The sequence below is a fragment of the Microcoleus sp. S1D4 genome (genome assembly GCF_036700765.1).
GTDB lineage: Bacteria > Cyanobacteriota > Cyanobacteriia > Cyanobacteriales > Microcoleaceae > Microcoleus.
Genome location: NZ_JAUBPP010000003.1, coordinates 33,847 through 50,229, shown reverse-complemented (window position 1 = coordinate 50,229; position 16,383 = coordinate 33,847). Strand labels below are relative to the sequence as shown.

General features: G+C 45.7%; 18 protein-coding genes. 10 read left to right on the top strand and 8 right to left on the bottom strand.

The annotated features are described in order from the left end of the window. Positions 1-9: 9 nt before the first annotated feature. From QT998_RS04245 to QT998_RS04235, 3 genes are read left to right on the top strand one after another with little or no spacing between them, the layout of a single operon-like run. On the top strand, positions 10-420 hold the full coding sequence (locus tag QT998_RS04245) for a hypothetical protein (RefSeq protein WP_333116356.1): 411 nt from the start codon (positions 10-12) through the stop codon (positions 418-420). Then, complete coding sequence (locus tag QT998_RS04240; RefSeq protein ID WP_333116358.1) at positions 417-824, top strand: hypothetical protein; 408 nt, start codon at positions 417-419, stop codon at positions 822-824. The genes QT998_RS04245 and QT998_RS04240 overlap by 4 nt, the downstream gene beginning before the upstream one ends. After that, positions 821-1,228, top strand: coding sequence for a hypothetical protein (locus QT998_RS04235; RefSeq protein ID WP_333116361.1), 408 nt, complete (start codon positions 821-823; stop codon positions 1,226-1,228). Before QT998_RS04240 ends, QT998_RS04235 begins: the two co-directional genes overlap by 4 nt. On the opposite strand, the gene dcm is transcribed toward QT998_RS04235, so the two are convergent. Next, positions 1,215-2,249, bottom strand: coding sequence for a DNA (cytosine-5-)-methyltransferase (gene dcm / locus QT998_RS04230; protein WP_333116364.1), 1,035 nt, complete (start codon positions 2,247-2,249; stop codon positions 1,215-1,217). The two genes, QT998_RS04235 and dcm, sit on opposite strands and share 14 nt — an antisense overlap. A 259-nt stretch (positions 2,250-2,508) precedes the next feature. On the opposite strand from dcm, the gene QT998_RS04225 reads away from it, so the two are divergent. After that, entirely contained in the window at positions 2,509-2,892 is a 384-nt protein-coding gene (locus QT998_RS04225; protein WP_333088543.1) for a DUF4346 domain-containing protein, read from the top strand. Between the two features lie 59 nt (positions 2,893-2,951). Here the strand turns inward: QT998_RS04225 and psb32 are convergent, their stop codons facing one another. Beyond that, positions 2,952-3,674 (bottom strand): photosystem II repair protein Psb32, encoded by a 723-nt coding sequence (gene psb32, locus QT998_RS04220; protein WP_333088544.1) that lies wholly within the window; start codon positions 3,672-3,674, stop codon positions 2,952-2,954. A 132-nt stretch (positions 3,675-3,806) separates the two neighbouring features. Here psb32 and QT998_RS04215 point away from each other — a divergent pair, with 132 nt between their 5' ends. Next, complete coding sequence (locus QT998_RS04215) at positions 3,807-4,037, top strand: hypothetical protein (protein ID WP_333116367.1); 231 nt, start codon at positions 3,807-3,809, stop codon at positions 4,035-4,037. Between the two features lie 156 nt (positions 4,038-4,193). On the opposite strand, the gene QT998_RS04210 is transcribed toward QT998_RS04215, so the two are convergent. Next, a complete protein-coding gene (locus tag QT998_RS04210; protein ID WP_333116370.1) occupies positions 4,194-4,739 on the bottom strand; it encodes an NADPH-dependent FMN reductase in 546 nt (181 codons plus the stop codon). Between the two features lie 484 nt (positions 4,740-5,223). Between QT998_RS04210 and ftsH the strand changes: the two genes are divergently transcribed. Continuing rightward, the gene (gene ftsH / locus QT998_RS04205) at positions 5,224-7,161 is read left to right on the top strand and encodes an ATP-dependent zinc metalloprotease FtsH (RefSeq protein ID WP_333116373.1); all 1,938 of its coding nucleotides are present in this window, start codon (positions 5,224-5,226) and stop codon (positions 7,159-7,161) included. 330 nt (positions 7,162-7,491) lie between these two features. On the opposite strand, the gene QT998_RS04200 is transcribed toward ftsH, so the two are convergent. After that, positions 7,492-8,103, bottom strand: coding sequence for a M23 family metallopeptidase (locus QT998_RS04200; protein ID WP_442921522.1), 612 nt, complete (start codon positions 8,101-8,103; stop codon positions 7,492-7,494). Between the two features lie 296 nt (positions 8,104-8,399). Between QT998_RS04200 and QT998_RS04195 the strand changes: the two genes are divergently transcribed. Beyond that, the gene (locus QT998_RS04195) at positions 8,400-8,780 is read left to right on the top strand and encodes a hypothetical protein (RefSeq protein ID WP_333116379.1); all 381 of its coding nucleotides are present in this window, start codon (positions 8,400-8,402) and stop codon (positions 8,778-8,780) included. A 167-nt stretch (positions 8,781-8,947) separates the two neighbouring features. Here the strand turns inward: QT998_RS04195 and QT998_RS04190 are convergent, their stop codons facing one another. Next, on the bottom strand, positions 8,948-9,778 hold the full coding sequence (locus QT998_RS04190; RefSeq protein WP_333088549.1) for a phytanoyl-CoA dioxygenase family protein: 831 nt from the start codon (positions 9,776-9,778) through the stop codon (positions 8,948-8,950). Between the two features lie 227 nt (positions 9,779-10,005). Here QT998_RS04190 and QT998_RS04185 point away from each other — a divergent pair, with 227 nt between their 5' ends. Together QT998_RS04185 and QT998_RS04180 are read left to right on the top strand one after the other, a co-directional pair. Continuing rightward, the gene (locus tag QT998_RS04185; protein WP_333116381.1) at positions 10,006-11,460 is read left to right on the top strand and encodes a RecQ family ATP-dependent DNA helicase; all 1,455 of its coding nucleotides are present in this window, start codon (positions 10,006-10,008) and stop codon (positions 11,458-11,460) included. A 331-nt stretch (positions 11,461-11,791) separates the two neighbouring features. Further along, on the top strand, positions 11,792-12,757 hold the full coding sequence (locus QT998_RS04180) for an RluA family pseudouridine synthase (RefSeq protein ID WP_333088552.1): 966 nt from the start codon (positions 11,792-11,794) through the stop codon (positions 12,755-12,757). Between the two features lie 270 nt (positions 12,758-13,027). Here QT998_RS04180 and QT998_RS04175 read toward each other — a convergent pair whose 3' ends face one another. Continuing rightward, positions 13,028-13,786 (bottom strand): phycobilisome rod-core linker polypeptide, encoded by a 759-nt coding sequence (locus QT998_RS04175; RefSeq protein WP_333088553.1) that lies wholly within the window; start codon positions 13,784-13,786, stop codon positions 13,028-13,030. A 352-nt stretch (positions 13,787-14,138) separates the two neighbouring features. Beyond that, positions 14,139-14,735 carry a phycobiliprotein lyase gene (locus tag QT998_RS04170; protein ID WP_194008955.1) on the bottom strand — a complete coding sequence of 199 codons (597 nt, stop codon included), beginning with the start codon at positions 14,733-14,735 and terminating at the stop codon, positions 14,139-14,141. Between the two features lie 136 nt (positions 14,736-14,871). Here QT998_RS04170 and QT998_RS27395 point away from each other — a divergent pair, with 136 nt between their 5' ends. Beyond that, entirely contained in the window at positions 14,872-15,135 is a 264-nt protein-coding gene (locus QT998_RS27395) for an NblA/ycf18 family protein (RefSeq protein WP_442921518.1), read from the top strand. A 445-nt stretch (positions 15,136-15,580) separates the two neighbouring features. On the opposite strand, the gene pstB is transcribed toward QT998_RS27395, so the two are convergent. Beyond that, a complete protein-coding gene (gene pstB / locus QT998_RS04160) occupies positions 15,581-16,381 on the bottom strand; it encodes a phosphate ABC transporter ATP-binding protein PstB (RefSeq protein ID WP_194067040.1) in 801 nt (266 codons plus the stop codon). Positions 16,382-16,383 lie beyond the last annotated feature (2 nt).

Below are 16,383 nucleotides of genomic sequence, written 5' to 3'. Positions count from 1 at the left end.
TTGAATCTTATGACTGTAGCGAAGGAACAGATTACTGATAGCAATAGCAACAGTGGTTTATCGAATTTCCGCATCACTGTCGAACGTCTGCTAGAACTTTTAGATTTAGAAGAAGAGGATGAATACGGAATTTTGAGACCGACTGAATATGCTTTCAGGACAGCGATGAAATTGATTGTAGAAGCTTATGATATTTTGGGTGATAATTTTCCTAAAGCATCCACTGGTACAGACGATCTAGGTAGTATCAGACTTGCTTGGGAAAATAGAAAAGCCGATCGCAGAGTACGCTTGTTCTGCCCATCTAATGCCGAGGAGAAAACTTACGTTTATCATCAAAACAGTGAGGAATATGGCTCGGAAGATATTACTTCAGCAGTAACCTTAGTTTATTGGCTAGAGTGGTTTAACAAGCTATGACAGATAAATCTTCTCCGAGTGAATTAGAGTTGGAGCCTTTGAATGAAACTGCTATTGTTTATAGAGCTTTACTTCGCCGACAATGGATGGATGAAACAAGCGATCTAGTTTTACTCTTCGCTTATTTACTTAGAGCAAATGAACCAGGTTTGTCGGTGACAATTGCCAGTGTTCGTTCGCCGGAACAATGTGCGGCAAAATTCAGAAATTGTTACGGAGTTGCTAGTATTCAAGTAGGACAAATTCGCGAATTAGGTTTAGACGCAATACCTGACTCTGCCTCCCACGCTCAGATTGTCGGTTTACCTTATGTGACAGACGACCGAGACAGAGCTGAAAGATTAGCCGATTTGTTAGCAGAGCAATCTCAAATTATATGGAAACCAAGGGATTTAATCTTATGACTGTAGCGAAGGAACAGATTACTGATAGCAGCAATAGCGGTTTATCTAATTTTCGCATTACCATCGAACGTTTGATCGAACTTTTAGATTTAGAAGAAGAGGATGAGTACGGAATTTTGAGACCGACTGAATATGCTTTTAGGACAGCAATGAAATTGGTTGTTGAGGCTTATGATAGCATGGGAAACAGTTTTCCAAAAGCCTCAAAGATAAGTCCAAATAAGAAAGGTAGTATTTGGCTTGCTTGGGAAAATACAAATGCCGATCGCACAGTACGCTTGATCAGCCCGATTAATGCCGGTCAGAAATCTTACATTTATCATGTGAGTGGGGAAAATCGCTCAAAAGATATTACTTCAGCGGTAATATTAGTTGATCGGCTAAATTGGTTTAATGAAGCATGAACGATAAATGTTTTCGGAGTGCATCAGATGGCAATTCCTTCATGTCATCATACAATAAGTTTTGACTTAATATTTCTTGCGCGATCGCCACCACCACGGGCACGCCAACCGAATTTCCAATTTGCTTGTAACTCTCCCCCGCACTAGGATAAGTCTTAAAATCTTCAGGAAAACCCATGAGACGGTAACATTCCTTCAGCGTCAACTTTCTCACCAAATCTCGATCGGGAAAATAGACAAAAAACCTGCCCGATGTTTCTTGCGAAGGAATTGTCGGATGCACGCCATCCACCGAATAAATGCGATTCGGCTGTCTGTGAACCCTCGACAAATGTTCTGTATTCGGCCTCACCCCAGTTTTCCAAGTACCTTTATTTCTGTATCCTACAAACACAAGTCCCGAATCTTGCTGTTTCGGATAATCAATTAAAGTATATTCTGATTTATCCAATATTTCAAAATCCCCCGTCTCGTCTAGAAATTCCCTGAGTTTGGGAGGAAACTTGCTTTTTAGGAATGAAAAATTGAAGGGTTTACCTTTAGTTGCAATAATAAATATTCTTTCGCGGTGTTGGGGAAGTCCAAAGTCTTTAGCATTCAGCATTTTGTAATTCACGCTGTAGCCCAAATCTTCAAGGCTGGCAATAATTACTTTTAAGGTATTTCCCTTGTCGTGATGGATTAAGTGCTTGACATTTTCCAGGACAACTACTTGAGGTTGTTTTACTTTAATGATTTTACAAATCTCAAAAAATAGCGTGCCTCTAGTATCTTCAAAACCGAGCTTTTTGCCGCAGATGCTAAAAGGTTGGCACGGAAAACCGGCGACTAAAACATCAAAGTCTACTAACTCGGCGGGATTGATGTTACTGATGTCGGCAAAAGGCACTTCGCCGAAATTGTCTGTGTAAACTTCTCGGCACTTGCTATTGATTTCGCAGGAAAAGACGCATTCAAAGCCATTGTTTTCAAAACCTTGTCTGAAACCTCCTATTCCCGAAAACAAATCTATAAATTTCATCTATAATTTAATGCTAAATCTTGCTAAAGCTAATAATAACAGATTTTGTTTATCTTTCTTTTTTCACTCTGTGTTCTCTGCGTTCTCTGCGGTTAATTATACAAATTTAAACAAAAACCAGGCGACGGACAGGAAATTGCCGTGTCTGCAGATATCATCTATAATGTCGATCGCCCAAAATTTCCAAACTTGTCCCACAGCCCACTAAACTAGGAATAGCAAAAAAAATATAGCTACTGTTTACTTCCTTTCACCAACCATGAGTCAAACCTTGGAAAACCTCACAGCCATCGATGACAACCTATCCAAACGCCACATCGACCTCGATCCAGGCGGCTACTTCATCATCTATCTCGATCGCGAAACCAGCTTAATTTGTGCCAAACACTTCACCAACATCATCGACGATCGCGGCCTGGCTGTCGATCCCGAAACCGGCAAACCCATTCCCGCCCGTGGCAAGGTAGAACGCACTCAGTGCACGCTGTTTAGCGGCAGAACCGCCAAAGAACTTTGCGTCAAAATCCTAGAAGAAACCCGCCCCAGCCCGGTGACAATGTTAGATCACGCGGCTTATCTGGGACGGGAATTTGTACGGGCAGAACTTGCATTGTTGAGCGATCGAGAATACGTTCAAGATTAGTCCAGCCTCGCCCTAATTTCTGGAAAAAAAGGTAACTTATCGGATTTAGCAGTACGCGATTACGAAAAACCTTGATACCAGAAATAAGTCACCATTGGAATCACTGTCGCCAACACCAACAGCACAACCACAACAACTGTGGCATTACCTTGTTCTGTTTCTTCAGCTTTTTTAAAGGTGCCTTCAACTTGAATGTTGTCAACAACTTTAGGCGCGCCCGGATCTGGTTCACCGGACAAAACAGTAGCAATGCGCGAACTGGCCTCAGTCAAAGCCTCGTTGTATTTGTTAGCTTCCCGCAGGGGAACCTGCAGGGTTTCCCCTGCTACACTCTGGGCAATTTCATCAGGTAGCAGGGATTTAACCCCTTCGCCGGTGCGAATTACCGCGCTGTTGGTAACAGTGTCGAGAACGAGTAAAATTTGATTGGCCTGGTCTTCTTTTGTGGGAAACCACTGTTCAAACAGTTGATCGCTAAAAGTGGCAACTGTTTCGCCGTAGTCTAAGCGGCGGATGGTGACAAACCTGACTTCTTTGCCAGTTTGCTTTTCCACCTTGTCGAGTTCGCTGTTGATATTGCTTTCGCTGCTACGGCTGAGTACGTCGCCTTTGTCGAACACCCAAGTTCGATCGCCCGCCGACAACAGGGGAAAGTCGTACACGCCAGTCGCCAACGCCGGCAACACCGCTATCTGCGAGGCGATCAGGGCGATCGCGATCGCCGCCGCCGCTGGTTGGAGATATTTTCTCCAGTTAAATAATTGCTTGAAGAGTCTAGTCATGAGGTTAACCGTAAAACTGACTTTTTTCCAAAAATACTATAGAAACCAGCGTAAAATTCAATTTATGCAGGGCAATATTTAAAATTAGGTCGTCAGTCCAACTCCCCGCCCGATTATTTTACAATTTTAACTATGCAGCCAGCAGACAGTTATAAAGGTTGGATTCTGCAATCGCAGAAAGTATTCTACGTCGAAGTTTGGGATAGCCGGGGCAACCGCCACGTCGCCGTCCAAAATGCCAAGACTGAAGAGGAAGCTTTGGAATTGGCGAAAAAGTGGATTGATAAGTACGAGTCAAAACCCGGAAGAATGGCGATCGACGTACCGCATCCTTTCGGAGAAATCATCGATATGCCATTTTGAAGTCAGTTGGTAGTTGGCAGTTGGCAATAGTCAGTAGTCAGTAGTCAGTAGTTATTGGTTATTGGTTACTTGCTACGAATTCCCACTTTCCACTTCTCAATTTCCAATAAGAACTAACAAATAACAACTAACAAATAACAACTAACAGTCCTTCTACTAAGAAATTCCTCGCAATTTCCGCGTATTTTCTACCAAACTGCGAGCTAATTCATCGAACCTTTCAGACAATTTTTCATCCAACAATTTACCATCAGGACTAAAAGCTTTCCAAGCTTGTCCGATCGCAATTTGTTCGGGAATTACCCAAGCGTGCACCCATCTCAAAATAGTTCGCAAATCGTTAAGTGCGTTGCTGTTAACTTGTCCTCCCAAAACGCTAATCGAACCCGCAACTTTGCCGTCCAAATGCTCGAAAGTGAGTAAATCGAGGGCATTCTTGAGAGCACCGCTGACGCTACCGTGATACTCCGGCGTTGCTAAAATCAAAGCGTCGGCTTGCTTTACCGCATTCCGCAGCTTTTCCACATCGGGGTAATCGAGATAATCATTCTCACCGTTGCAGAAGGGCAGATTGAGCGATCGCAAATCTAATATTTCAACTTCCGCGCCCAGGGCTTGCGCCCGTTCTGCTGCCACCTTCAACGCTAACTGGCTGTAAGATCCAGCCCGCAAACTCCCACCAATGCCGACAATTTTCACCATAAAACTTAAAAACAATAATTGCAGAAATAAAACGTACTCATTACGACTATGATTAATATAACAAGTGCGATCGGCAAATGTCAATCGATTTGAGATACTTCGGCAACGCCGGCGTACAAGTTTAAGATTTTAGATGGAAGAATTGACTGAGGGATCCGAAAAACCGGGTTTTTTGAGCAAAATCCCCGATCAAAGCCCCTGATTCGGTAAAAAATCAGGTTTTTTGAGGATCAGTGCGTAAGTTTAGTGTACCAGGCCGATAAACCGGGTTTTTTGAGCAAAATCCCCGATCAAAGCCCCAAATTCAGTAAAAAACCCGGTTTATCAGTGGCAGTGGATTCAAAACCAGCCCTCTCAAGCGGACTCTTGAGAAGCCAGCGACAGAGAAACCCATCCAACACCCGGCATCTTGTTAAAATAAATGAATGTAGCAAATCAAAAGCGGTCAATCTTGGCAGTCTTCAACCTCGGGCAAAAAACCAATATGAAAAATTCTTGGAAACAGGTATGGCTGGGGCATCTAGCTGTAAACAAAGACAAATCGAGCCAGCAGAATCCTAAAAAATCAATGCCCGGACGGAATCTTTGGCGAATCCTGGGCAGTTTGGTGATTTCTCAAGGAATATTGCTCTCACCCCCGGTTTTGGCCGACAGCGCGCCTAACACCATGAGTTACAGCAAACTCATGGACAACATAGAGAAAGGGCAAGTCAGTAAAATCGAAATAGACGAAACTCAAAGAACTGCAAAAGTTAAGCTAAAAAATCAAAAAACCGATCAAGAACAAACTGTTACTCTGTTCGATTACAACAACCGAGAACTTTACTCGCAAATCCGCGCCAAAAAGATTGACTTTGAAGTCAAACAAACAGCCGACAATGCCGCGGCAGTCAGTTTAGTAATAAACTTACTGGTGATTTTTGCAGTGTTGGCGGTGTTGATGGCTATTGTGCGCCGATCGACCCAATCCCAAGGAAATGCCATGAACTTCGGCAAATCCCGAGCCCGTTTCCAAATGGAAGCCAAAACCGGGGTGATGTTCGACGACGTAGCAGGGATCGAAGAAGCCAAAGAAGAACTGCAAGAAGTTGTCACCTTCCTCAAAAAACCCGAACGCTTTAACGCGATAGGCGCGAAAATTCCCAGAGGAGTTTTGTTAATCGGGCCTCCGGGAACCGGTAAAACAATGCTGGCAAAAGCCATCGCAGGCGAAGCAGCCGTCCCCTTCTTCAGCATCTCCGGTTCCGAATTTGTCGAAATGTTCGTCGGAGTCGGCGCTTCCCGCGTCCGCGACTTGTTCAAAAAAGCTAAAGAAAATTCGCCCTGCATCGTCTTCATCGATGAAATAGACGCGGTAGGAAGGCAGCGCGGCGCTGGAATCGGCGGTGGAAATGACGAACGCGAACAAACTCTCAACCAGTTGCTGACAGAAATGGACGGCTTTGAGGGTAACAGCGGCGTGATTGTGATTGCTGCTACTAACCGCCCTGATGTACTCGATACTGCCCTGCTGCGGCCCGGCAGGTTCGATCGCCAAGTAATGGTAGATTTGCCCACCTACAAAGGGCGTTTGGGGATTTTGCAAGTGCACGCGCGCAACAAAAAACTTGACGAAGAAGTTGCTCTAGATACGATCGCCCGTCGCACTCCCGGCTTTTCCGGCGCTGACTTGGCAAACTTGCTCAACGAAGCGGCAATTCTCACCGCGAGGCGGCGCAAAGACACGATTAGTAACTTAGAAATTCACGATGCAATCGACCGAATCACGATCGGGCTTACTCTGAATCCGCTGCTCGACAGCAAGAAAAAGTGGCTAGTAGCATACCACGAAATCGGACACGCCCTCGTATCATCCATGCTCAAAAATACCGACACCCTAGAAAAAGTCACGATTATTCCGCGTTCCGGCGGCATCGCAGGCTTTGCCAACTACGTGCTCGACGACGAAATGATCGACAGCGAAGGTTTGAGGAGTCGGGCGTGGCTGTTAAGCCGGATTACAGTAGCTTTGGGGGGACGGGCTGCAGAGGCTGAAATTTATGGCGATGCCGAAGTAACTCTCGGTGCCAGCAGCGATATCACAGAAGTCAGCAAACTAGCGAGACAGATGGTAACGCTTTACGGAATGTCGGATTTGGGGCCTGTGGCTTTGGAAAGTCCGAACAATGAGGTGTTTTTGGGCCAAAGCTGGAATTCGCGGGCCGAGTATTCCGAAGAAATGGCTATCAAGATCGATCGGCAAGTCCGGGAAATCGCTATTCACTGCTACGAAGAAGCCCGCCGGATTATCCGCGAAAACCGCCATTTGATAGACAAGCTGGTTGAAGTGCTGTTGGATGAAGAAACGATCGACGGTGATGAATTCCGCAAAATTGTCGATCGATACGCCGAGTTGACCAAAAAAGAGTTGGAACCAGCGTAAAGAGTCAGTTGGCAGTTGGCAGTTGTCAGTTGGCAGTTGGCAGTTGGCAGTTGTCAGTTGTCAGTTGGCAGTTGTCAGTTGGCAGTTGGTAAAGAGTCATTAGTCATCAGTCATCAGTCATTAGTCATTAATTCAGGTAAAGAATCATTAGTCATCAATCATTGGTGATTAGTGATTAGTCATTAGTTGACGAAGTAGGAATTATGCACCGACTCTATTTTTAGAGTGCGTCTGAAGCACTTTACTACTAACCCAAAAAAATTACTAATGACCAATGACTAATGACTCTTTATCATGACTAATGACTAATGACCAACGACTAATGACTAATTAAGACTGATTGGAATACATTTCGCGAAGTACCAAAGCCGGGTCTACCCAGCGGCCGCCGTACTTCAATCCCCAATGCAGGTGAGGGCCGGTCGTGCGGCCGGTCATTCCCACTCTGGCAATTCTCGCACCAGCCGGCACAGTTTGACCCTGCCAAATTTTCATGCTGCCTTCGCGATCGACATAATAGCGCCCGCCGTTAACTTTTTCTACCTTACCTCCGAGGTGACAGTAGATGTGCTCCCAATCTCCCGATCGCACCACCATACCAGTGCCGCACCTGCCATCTTCCCAAACTTCCACCACTTGACCGCCCCACCAATTGCGGATATAGCTACCTTCTGGCGCCGCCATGTCCAAACCGTAATGAAAATCTCCACCACGGGGGCCGAAGGTGGAACTGTAGGCTTCAAAATTTTCGACTGGGAAAGAAGCTTCTTGCCACAACTTACCCGTAGCGATTTTGGTTGGTAAAGCTGACTGAGCCTTGACCAACTCCTGCTGCAAATAAGGGCTAATCACCACGATACAGAGCGAAAGAACTAACAGTAATATCTGTCTAAGGCGAAAAAAGCGTTTAACGGTCAGCGGGCCCCTAGAGTCTTGCACGATTTATTTAACTCCTGAAAGTTTAATGTGTTGGCGAATCTGCGTTGTCTGTTGTGCCAATTCGCTGCAAGATTGCCTCGCGTGCTGAATCTACTAGCGAATCAGTTAACCAAGGTGTATCTTACTGCATAGAGAACTGATGTCAAGCCTTTGGCTTAAATATTGTAGCGAACAGAAAGTCATTGGCCCGGTGAAATTTGTGCTGCGGTTGAATTCGATCGAGCTTTTATTTGACACTATAGTTTAGTACGAGATTTTGGATGCAGTCTGAAATCTCAAATTTATAACACACATAAGCAATGCTTACTGAAATTTTCCCTTTTAGTTTTGCCATAGACGCAACTGCGATCGCCGGTGCCTCCTTGTGGTCTTTAGCCCTGTACTGGGGTCTGTCGCCCCTGACAGAATGGGTAATCCTGCAACTCAACCGCTGGATGAATTTTGCAGAAAGATCCCTCTACACCTCGGAAGCCGAGTTTGAAAGAACCCGCCAAGCCAGAGAATCTCAAAATGCCTTTTACGCTTCCCTGTTGAGCATTCTGCCCTTTTTGATGGCGGGCGGATTGTGCAATTGGGGAGTCGAATGGTCTCTGGGTACTGGTTGGGCGGTATCTATGGGGACGATCGCCTGTATTGGCGGCGGCGTTTACGAACTCGGCCGCCGAGACGGTCAATCTTAGGCGATGGTAGATTTTGGATTTGGGATTTTGGATTACTCAAGATATTCGGAGATTTACCAGCCTCTAGAATCGATCGCAATCTCAAATCCAAAACTCCAAATCTCAAATAAATATGACATTTTCAGTTTATTTGTCGATCGCGCCTCAAACAAAATTAGCAATGTATTTTAACCGTAATTTGACTCAGGATGTTTGCCTAAAAGTCGCAGTTGCCGCTCTGTAGCGGTAGCGATAATTTCGGGATTGAACTGCCACGGCCAAGGCGAAAATTTCTGCGCGATGTTGCGGTGGGAATAATGCACTTGCAGCATATAGCGACTACCATCGACAGTGGTATTTCTGCCGCCAGAGTGCCAAATTTCACTGCGGAAAAACAGCACATCTCCAGCTTTGCACAAAACTGGTTCTAGGGAGTGTCCGTTCCAAGTTTCTTCCCCGCGTTCGGGTTTTCTACCCGATTTGTGACTGCCAGGAATAATATAGGTAGGACAGAGGTCTTCTGTGATGTCACTGAGATAGAAATGGGCTGTACAGATCCATACTGGCAGTTGAAAAGTGCGATTTTCTTCGATGGATCCGCTAACAGCAAACACGCTTTCGGGCAGTGGCACAAACACCTGATCGACGTGGACGCGCCAACCGTCGTAACCGGGCCCACTTTTCCATGCAGTCATGCCGATAATGTGGCAATCGCTGCCCATCAATGCTTCTGCCAATTCAATGATACCAGGTCGATCGGCATAGGAAAGCCACAGCCGATCGCGATTAAACACGCATTTAAAATGTTTGTTCAATTCACTCCAACTGCTACCATCAAGTCCGAAGGGTTGCAGGCGATCGAGTGCTTCCCGGGCCGCCACCATTTCCGACTCGTCGAGCACACCGGGAATCAGCGCAAAACCATCTTCATGTAACGCCTCTACCGCCCCTGCTGTATCGGAAAGCTCACAAGTCTTTTGCCGATAGCTGAAAACTTCGCTCAAGGTGCTTGCGTTCATAATTCAAATTCGAGTAAAATTATTAACTGTTATTAAATTAACACTTCGGACAGTTTAACGGCTGACGCCCATGAGCGAGAAACCGGGTTTCTAAGAAAATTTGGCGATCAGTAACGAAAAGCCTACGAAGAAACCCGGTTTCTGAAGTCGCACTTGCGACTGTAATTGTCATTGATGCGTAATTCCTGTCTGGTATAATTGATACTTCTGATGTGGGGATAAATCCAATGAAATACCAACCAGAACCAACATTATTAAATCAAGCCCGCGCCGCCTTCAAAGAAATCTGGGGATACGACGATTTTCGACCGCCGCAAGCAGAAATTGTCGGTAGTTTGTTAGCAGGAAAAGATACAATAATAATTATGCCGACAGGTGGTGGCAAATCAATTTGCTTTCAACTGCCAGCTTTGTTACAAACAGGCTTAACTTTGGTGGTTTCGCCCTTAGTCGCCTTGATGGAAAATCAAGTGCAAGAATTGCGCGATCGCAATTTGCCCGCTTCCCTCCTCCACAGTCAACTGTCAGCACAGCAGCGCCGACAAACAATGCAATCGCTGCAACAAAACAAGTTGAGATTGCTGTATTTGTCTCCCGAAACATTACTCAGTAAACCAGTTTGGGAAATTATCAGTCAGCCACACATCCAAATCAACGGTTTAATATTAGATGAAGCTCACTGTTTAGTGCAGTGGGGTGATACATTTCGACCAGCTTACCGCCGTTTGGGAACAGTGCGACCGGCTTTGTTGAAAGCTAAACCAGAAGGTAGTAAAATTGCGATCGCAGCTTTCACCGCTACCGCCAACCCGGAAGCACAAAAAATCATCAAAAATGTCTTGCAACTGCAAAAACCAGAAGCATTTTTGCTAAGTCCCTACCGTTCTAATCTGCACCTGCAAGTGCAGACTGTCTGGACACCGAGGGGACGAAAACAACAGTTATTAAATTTTATTAAATCTCGACCAAAACAAGCAGGTTTAGTCTACGTCCGCACGAGAAAAGATAGCGAAAATTTGGCTAATTTGCTGGAAGATGTAGGTTATAAAACCGCAGCCTATCATGCAGGTTTGAGTCCTGAATCGCGCCGAAACATAGAAACAGCTTGGCTAAATAACGCTCTTAAATTTGTGATTTGTACCTGTGCTTTCGGGATGGGAATTAACAAGCCGGATGTGCGGTGGGTTGTTCACTTTCAAGCACCTTTGCTATTATCGGAATACATTCAGGAAATTGGTAGAGGCGGACGCGACGGCAAATCGGCGATCGCCCTGACATTGATTAGCGAACCTACGGGTTTGCTTTATCCCGATGACAAACAAAGAGCACAATTTTTTCAAGATAAATTGCGATCGCAATACCGAGAAGCGCAGCAGTTGGCCCAACAACTGCCAGTTAAAGGCGATGTAGAAGCAGTTTCTCGCGAATTTCCCGAAAGCGCGATCGCCCTTTCTATCTTGCACAGCAGCGGACAATTAACTTGGCAAGATCCTTTCAATTATGCGATCGACAAATCCGCACAGCAAAAAGGCGCAAAACAAAATTTTACCGCCGCTGCTGAAATGGCACAATATCTCAAACATCGAAAGTGCCGGTGGCAATTTTTGCTGCAAGCTTTTGGCTTTACCAAGGAATCTCAATCTATGCGGTGCGGCCACTGCGATAATTGTCGCTTGCATTGACAAATTTACTTAAAAATGTTATAGTAAAAGCATTTATTTGACATAAATCATACTGCTATCAGGCTCCCGCCCGATCGCGAGTAGAAACCAGGATAAAATAGTAGATGCTCTCAAAAACCGGGTTTCTTCCTATAATTATCATTTTTGTTTACATAACTCATAGAAACCCGGTTTCTATTCCCATATCCGTCATTTCGTGTCGGGTAGATTGACCGAGATCGCGATCGGTTCGTAGTGCGGGCTTTAGTCCGCAGTACGAAGAGTTTTTGCGACGATCGCAGATCGGACATGATATCAGCCCAAAAAATCGGCAACAAACAGTAAAAATTAAATGATAGAAACAGAGACGGCGGCACAGATATATACAGTAGAAAATACAGAGGAATTTAACCCGATTAATGTCACTCAACGATTAGATATTTGGCTGTCAAACCAGATACCAGACTTATCCCGATCGCGCGTGCAAACCCTCATATCACAAGGCCACGTCAAAGTCAACGACGAAACCTGCACCTCGAAAAAAATATCAGTAAAAACGGGCGATCGCATCCACCTCACCTTACCCGAAGCCCAGCCTGCAACCTTAAAACCCCAAGCAATTCCTCTAGACATCCTCTACGAAGACGACAGCCTAATTATCATCAACAAACCAGCCGGATTAGTCGTTCACCCAGCAGCCGGACACCCAGATGGTACATTAGTTAACGCCCTCTTAGCCCATTGTCCCCTAGCAGAAATCGGCGGAGTTCAGCGGCCGGGAATCGTGCACAGATTAGACAAAGATACAACAGGTGCGATCGCGATCGCCAAAACCGACATTGCTCACCAACACCTGCAAGCCCAACTGAAAACCAAAACCGCCCGCCGCGAATATTTAGGCGTAGTTTACGGAGTTCCTAACACCGAAACAGGCACAATAGACCTACCCATCGGCAGGCATCCCACAGACCGCAAAAAAATGGCAGTAGTACCAGAAGAAAAAGGCGGCCGCCCCTCAGTTACTCACTGGACAATCAAAGAAAGAATCGGCAACTATTGCTTAATTCACTATCAATTAGAAACCGGCCGCACCCATCAAATTCGCGTCCACACAGCCGAAATCAAACATCCTATTATCGGCGACCCGATGTACAGTTCCAACCGTTCCATCGGCGTAAATTTAACAGGACAAGCCCTGCACGCTTGGAGGTTGCAATTGCAACATCCTTTAACTGGAGAGTTGATTGAGGCGATCGCGCCTTTACCAGATCAATTCAACACCCTGTTGAAAATATTGCGGTTGCGAGCTAATAGTTGATATCTTGGGCCTCGGGCATCAGCCAAACAGGGCATCGGCCAAACAGGGCATCGGCCAAACAGGAACCAAAAACTAACAAATAACAATAACAAATAACAAATAACAAATAACAAATAACAACAGCCAACAGTCAACAGCCAAAAAATTATGAGTCCTGAGTTTTGGATTCCAAGTTTATCAAAAAACTCAAACCTCAAAACTCAAAACTCAAAATTCTTTTAGACTAAAAGTCGATCGCCCGACACAAATAATCGCACCAGGCAGCATCAATTACCGACGGTAAGGAACCATCGTCTCGATATTGATATTGGCCAACGGCACGCGCTGCGGAGGAGTAGCAGGAGGTGCGACTTGCCGCGCCATACCCAAATAGTTGGACGGATCGCCAGCCTTCGCTTGCTGCTCTTGAGGAACAAAACGGCGAACAGTCGTCTGCCAAATGATTTGCGGGAAGCCTAGCTGCGAGCGGTGGTACTCACCGTAGCGAGGAGTCTTCAAGTTGAAAGGAGTTTCTCCTCCAACTCGCTGAGGCAAAACCCGGCGCTGCTGGTAAGGTACTGTATCGTAGCCAAACTTGCCCAGGTACTCATCGCTATTGACCAACTCGTCAATAAACCCTTGAGGCCCCTTAGTGGCTACCACGATCGACCAAGCAATCTTTTCGCGATCGCTGTACACATCCCGACCCAAAACGCGCTGCACGCACATTTCCACAAATCGGTAGTTGCTGTTAGTTTGGTAATTCCGCTCCAAGAAAGGAGCCGAAGTCGCCAAACCGCGAATGAAATCCCGCACCGTAATCTGACCGAACTTTAGTTGCGATTCCAAAAACGTTTGGCGGTTGCTCTTGAGGATTTGGTGTTCGCTGTAAATCTGGCGATATCCAGCCCAAATCAAATTTTCCATGTCTCCCGACGAGAGCACGTTTTCAGTTGTGAAAACTCTCGGCTGCTCGTCGCCCCCTATTTCATAACCAGCAACGCGCTGATTTTGGCTCTTAGGGGCGTAATTTAACAAAGGAAGCGCCACGTTATAATCTCCGTTATCTCAAATTTCAGAAATAGTTGATACCGCGAGCTGCCAGCATAACGATACAACTAACCAACATACAGATTAGGGGATTCCCGCAATCTAAATCTGGTTTTCCTGATTTTTTGCAACAATCTGTAACATTTGTTGACTGTTGACTGTTCGCTGTTGACTGTTCGCTGTTGGCTGTTCGCTGTTGACTGTTCGCTGTTGGCTGACAACTACCCACTGACAACTGACAACGGACAACTACCCACTGACAACTACCCACTGACAACTACCCACTGACAACTGCCAACTGCCAACTGCCAACTGCCAACTGCCAACTGCCAACTGCCAACTGCCCAATAAATTACCAGCCTAGGGCCGAGTAAAACTCACTAGCAACGGGTTCCTTCTCTGCAGCCGGGGCCGCTGCATCCGAGTCTGGTTCCACCCGAATTTCAGTGCAAAAAGTTGAAGTGCTGAAACCGCCAAAGCGCTTGACGCTGCTTGTCCGCATCCGCACGTTGGGATTGGCAAACCAAAAACGCTCGATCGAACTCATCGTCTCGTATTCCGTAATCAGCAGCAGCGCATCCTCGTCATCCATCTCAAAACGGCCGGCCACCGGCACAATTTCCGCATAGCCGCGTTCCCGCAACATCAAACCCTGCCGCGGATTCTCAGGATCTGGGACGATCGCGAATACGGTAGAGCCCTTGTGATTCTCATCATCCTTATCCCACGCCATAGTGCCGTGCCAAGTCACAAATGCTCCCCCAGCAGCCCGACTCGGATCGACCTCGTGCATCTGGCAAATTTCAGCCACTCGCGCGTCATCCGCACCTAGGGCCGTTACCTGAATATTTGAATCCCCAATCTCCGCTTGGCGGAAAGCGAGGTGGTGAGTGCTGCGCTGCGATCGCCATTCTCCAGCACTACTCTGAAAAAACTCCATTGCATCCATACAAAATAGCTCCTTTGGCTTAGGCTTCCCGGTTTTTACCCCTGTTTTATGATAAAGCTCCCCCCACTTAGATGTACTTTTGCGACACAAATTAGTCTCAAAATGTCTACTTTGGACATATTGTCAAGTGAATGTTATGATAGTTTACAATGTAGGAGACACAACAAATCTTGCGAAACGTGATGTCGATCGCGATCGCATCGATCTCAGCAAACTGGAGGAGCGAATTATGGATATGCCTACAACCAGCCTCAGCATGGAACAGCAGTTCAAACTGCAAGTCCTGAGCGAACAAGTCAAAAACTTGAGCCAAAACCAAGCTCAGGAATACTTGCTAGAAGTTATGCGGCAGAACATGGTCAAAGAAAATTTGTTAAAGTATTGGATGAAGAAAATGTGAACTCTTCGATAACTTCTTCAACAAAATCAGCGGCTTGTATCTGCAAAAAGTCCGATCGAGCTATTAAATATAAAACCCAGAATTCCGGTGCCTTGGAGACACCGGAATTCTCCAGTTATAGAATTAATTTATAAAAATTTCCGCTACTCTAAAATTAGTTCGTAGTGCGGACTTGCATACGCAATATAAATCGGACTGAAGTCCGTACTACGAACCTTTTTTGTTACCATCGTCGATCGGACATGATATAATACTAACTATTGAAAATCATGCAAATGTCTTCCCTAGGGTGTGTCGCCATTAAAAATCTCTGAATCAAAATTGATTTTCGAGCTAGCGACGCACTCTAGAAATTCTCAGGTGCGTCGCTAGCTCAATTTTCAAGATAATTTAGAGATAAAAAATCGTGGCGCACCCTGCGGAGACTCCCACAGACTCCCGTAACTCAACCAAAACGGCCGCTGACATAATCCAAAGTAGACTCTTCCTTCGGACTTTGGAAAATCACCTCAGTTTTGTCACACTCCACAAGATAGCCAAACCGCTTCCCATCGTCAGAAAGTTTAGCATTGAAAAAAGCAGTAAGGTCAGAAACCCGAGAAGCCTGCTGCATATTGTGAGTCACAATTACGATGGTATACTTCTCCTTGAGTTCCCGCATCAACTCCTCAACCTTAATCGTCGAAATCGGGTCAAGAGAAGCGCAAGGTTCATCCATCAATACTACATCAGGATTAATCGCGATCGCCCTAGCAATACACAAACGCTGCTGCTGGCCGCCCGAAAGAGAAAAACCGCTTTGCTTTAACTTATCCTTAACCTCATCCCACAAATAAGCCTGTTGGAGCGACTTTTCCACCAGCTCATCCATATCTCCCTTATAATTGTTCACCCTCGCACCGTAAGCAATATTGTCATAAATTGACTTCGGGAAAGGATTGGGCTTTTGAAACACCATCCCAATCTTGCGGCGCACCTCCACAGCATCAATATCAGGATCGTAAAGATTTTGACCTTGATAATGAATTCTGCCCTCTAAACGAAAACCGTTAACTAAATCGTTGAGGCGGTTAAAACATCGGAGAATTGTACTTTTGCCGCAGCCAGAAGGCCCGATCAAAGCAGTAATCCGATTTTTAGGAATTTCTAGCGAAACATTTTTCACCGCGTGAAAACCGCCGTAAAAAATATTGATATTTTCAGTCCGTAAAACAGTTTCTGTCTGCTTATCCAAATCCATCATCATAC

Coding starts and splice junctions, on each gene's coding strand:
- psb32 (WP_333088544.1), bottom strand. CDS start 3,674: ATGACTAGACTCTTCAAGCAATTATTTAACTGGAGAAAATATCTCCAA.
- QT998_RS04225 (WP_333088543.1), top strand. CDS start 2,509: ATGAGTCAAACCTTGGAAAACCTCACAGCCATCGATGACAACCTATCC.
- QT998_RS04245 (WP_333116356.1), top strand. CDS start 10: ATGACTGTAGCGAAGGAACAGATTACTGATAGCAATAGCAACAGTGGT.
- QT998_RS04240 (WP_333116358.1), top strand. CDS start 417: ATGACAGATAAATCTTCTCCGAGTGAATTAGAGTTGGAGCCTTTGAAT.
- QT998_RS04190 (WP_333088549.1), bottom strand. CDS start 9,778: ATGAACGCAAGCACCTTGAGCGAAGTTTTCAGCTATCGGCAAAAGACT.
- pstB (WP_194067040.1), bottom strand. CDS start 16,381: ATGATGATGGATTTGGATAAGCAGACAGAAACTGTTTTACGGACTGAA.
- QT998_RS04170 (WP_194008955.1), bottom strand. CDS start 14,735: ATGGATGCAATGGAGTTTTTTCAGAGTAGTGCTGGAGAATGGCGATCG.
- QT998_RS04215 (WP_333116367.1), top strand. CDS start 3,807: ATGCAGCCAGCAGACAGTTATAAAGGTTGGATTCTGCAATCGCAGAAA.
- QT998_RS27395 (WP_442921518.1), top strand. CDS start 14,872: ATGATAGTTTACAATGTAGGAGACACAACAAATCTTGCGAAACGTGAT.
- QT998_RS04195 (WP_333116379.1), top strand. CDS start 8,400: ATGCTTACTGAAATTTTCCCTTTTAGTTTTGCCATAGACGCAACTGCG.
- dcm (WP_333116364.1), bottom strand. CDS start 2,249: ATGAAATTTATAGATTTGTTTTCGGGAATAGGAGGTTTCAGACAAGGT.
- ftsH (WP_333116373.1), top strand. CDS start 5,224: ATGAAAAATTCTTGGAAACAGGTATGGCTGGGGCATCTAGCTGTAAAC.
- QT998_RS04180 (WP_333088552.1), top strand. CDS start 11,792: ATGATAGAAACAGAGACGGCGGCACAGATATATACAGTAGAAAATACA.
- QT998_RS04210 (WP_333116370.1), bottom strand. CDS start 4,739: ATGGTGAAAATTGTCGGCATTGGTGGGAGTTTGCGGGCTGGATCTTAC.
- QT998_RS04235 (WP_333116361.1), top strand. CDS start 821: ATGACTGTAGCGAAGGAACAGATTACTGATAGCAGCAATAGCGGTTTA.
- QT998_RS04185 (WP_333116381.1), top strand. CDS start 10,006: ATGAAATACCAACCAGAACCAACATTATTAAATCAAGCCCGCGCCGCC.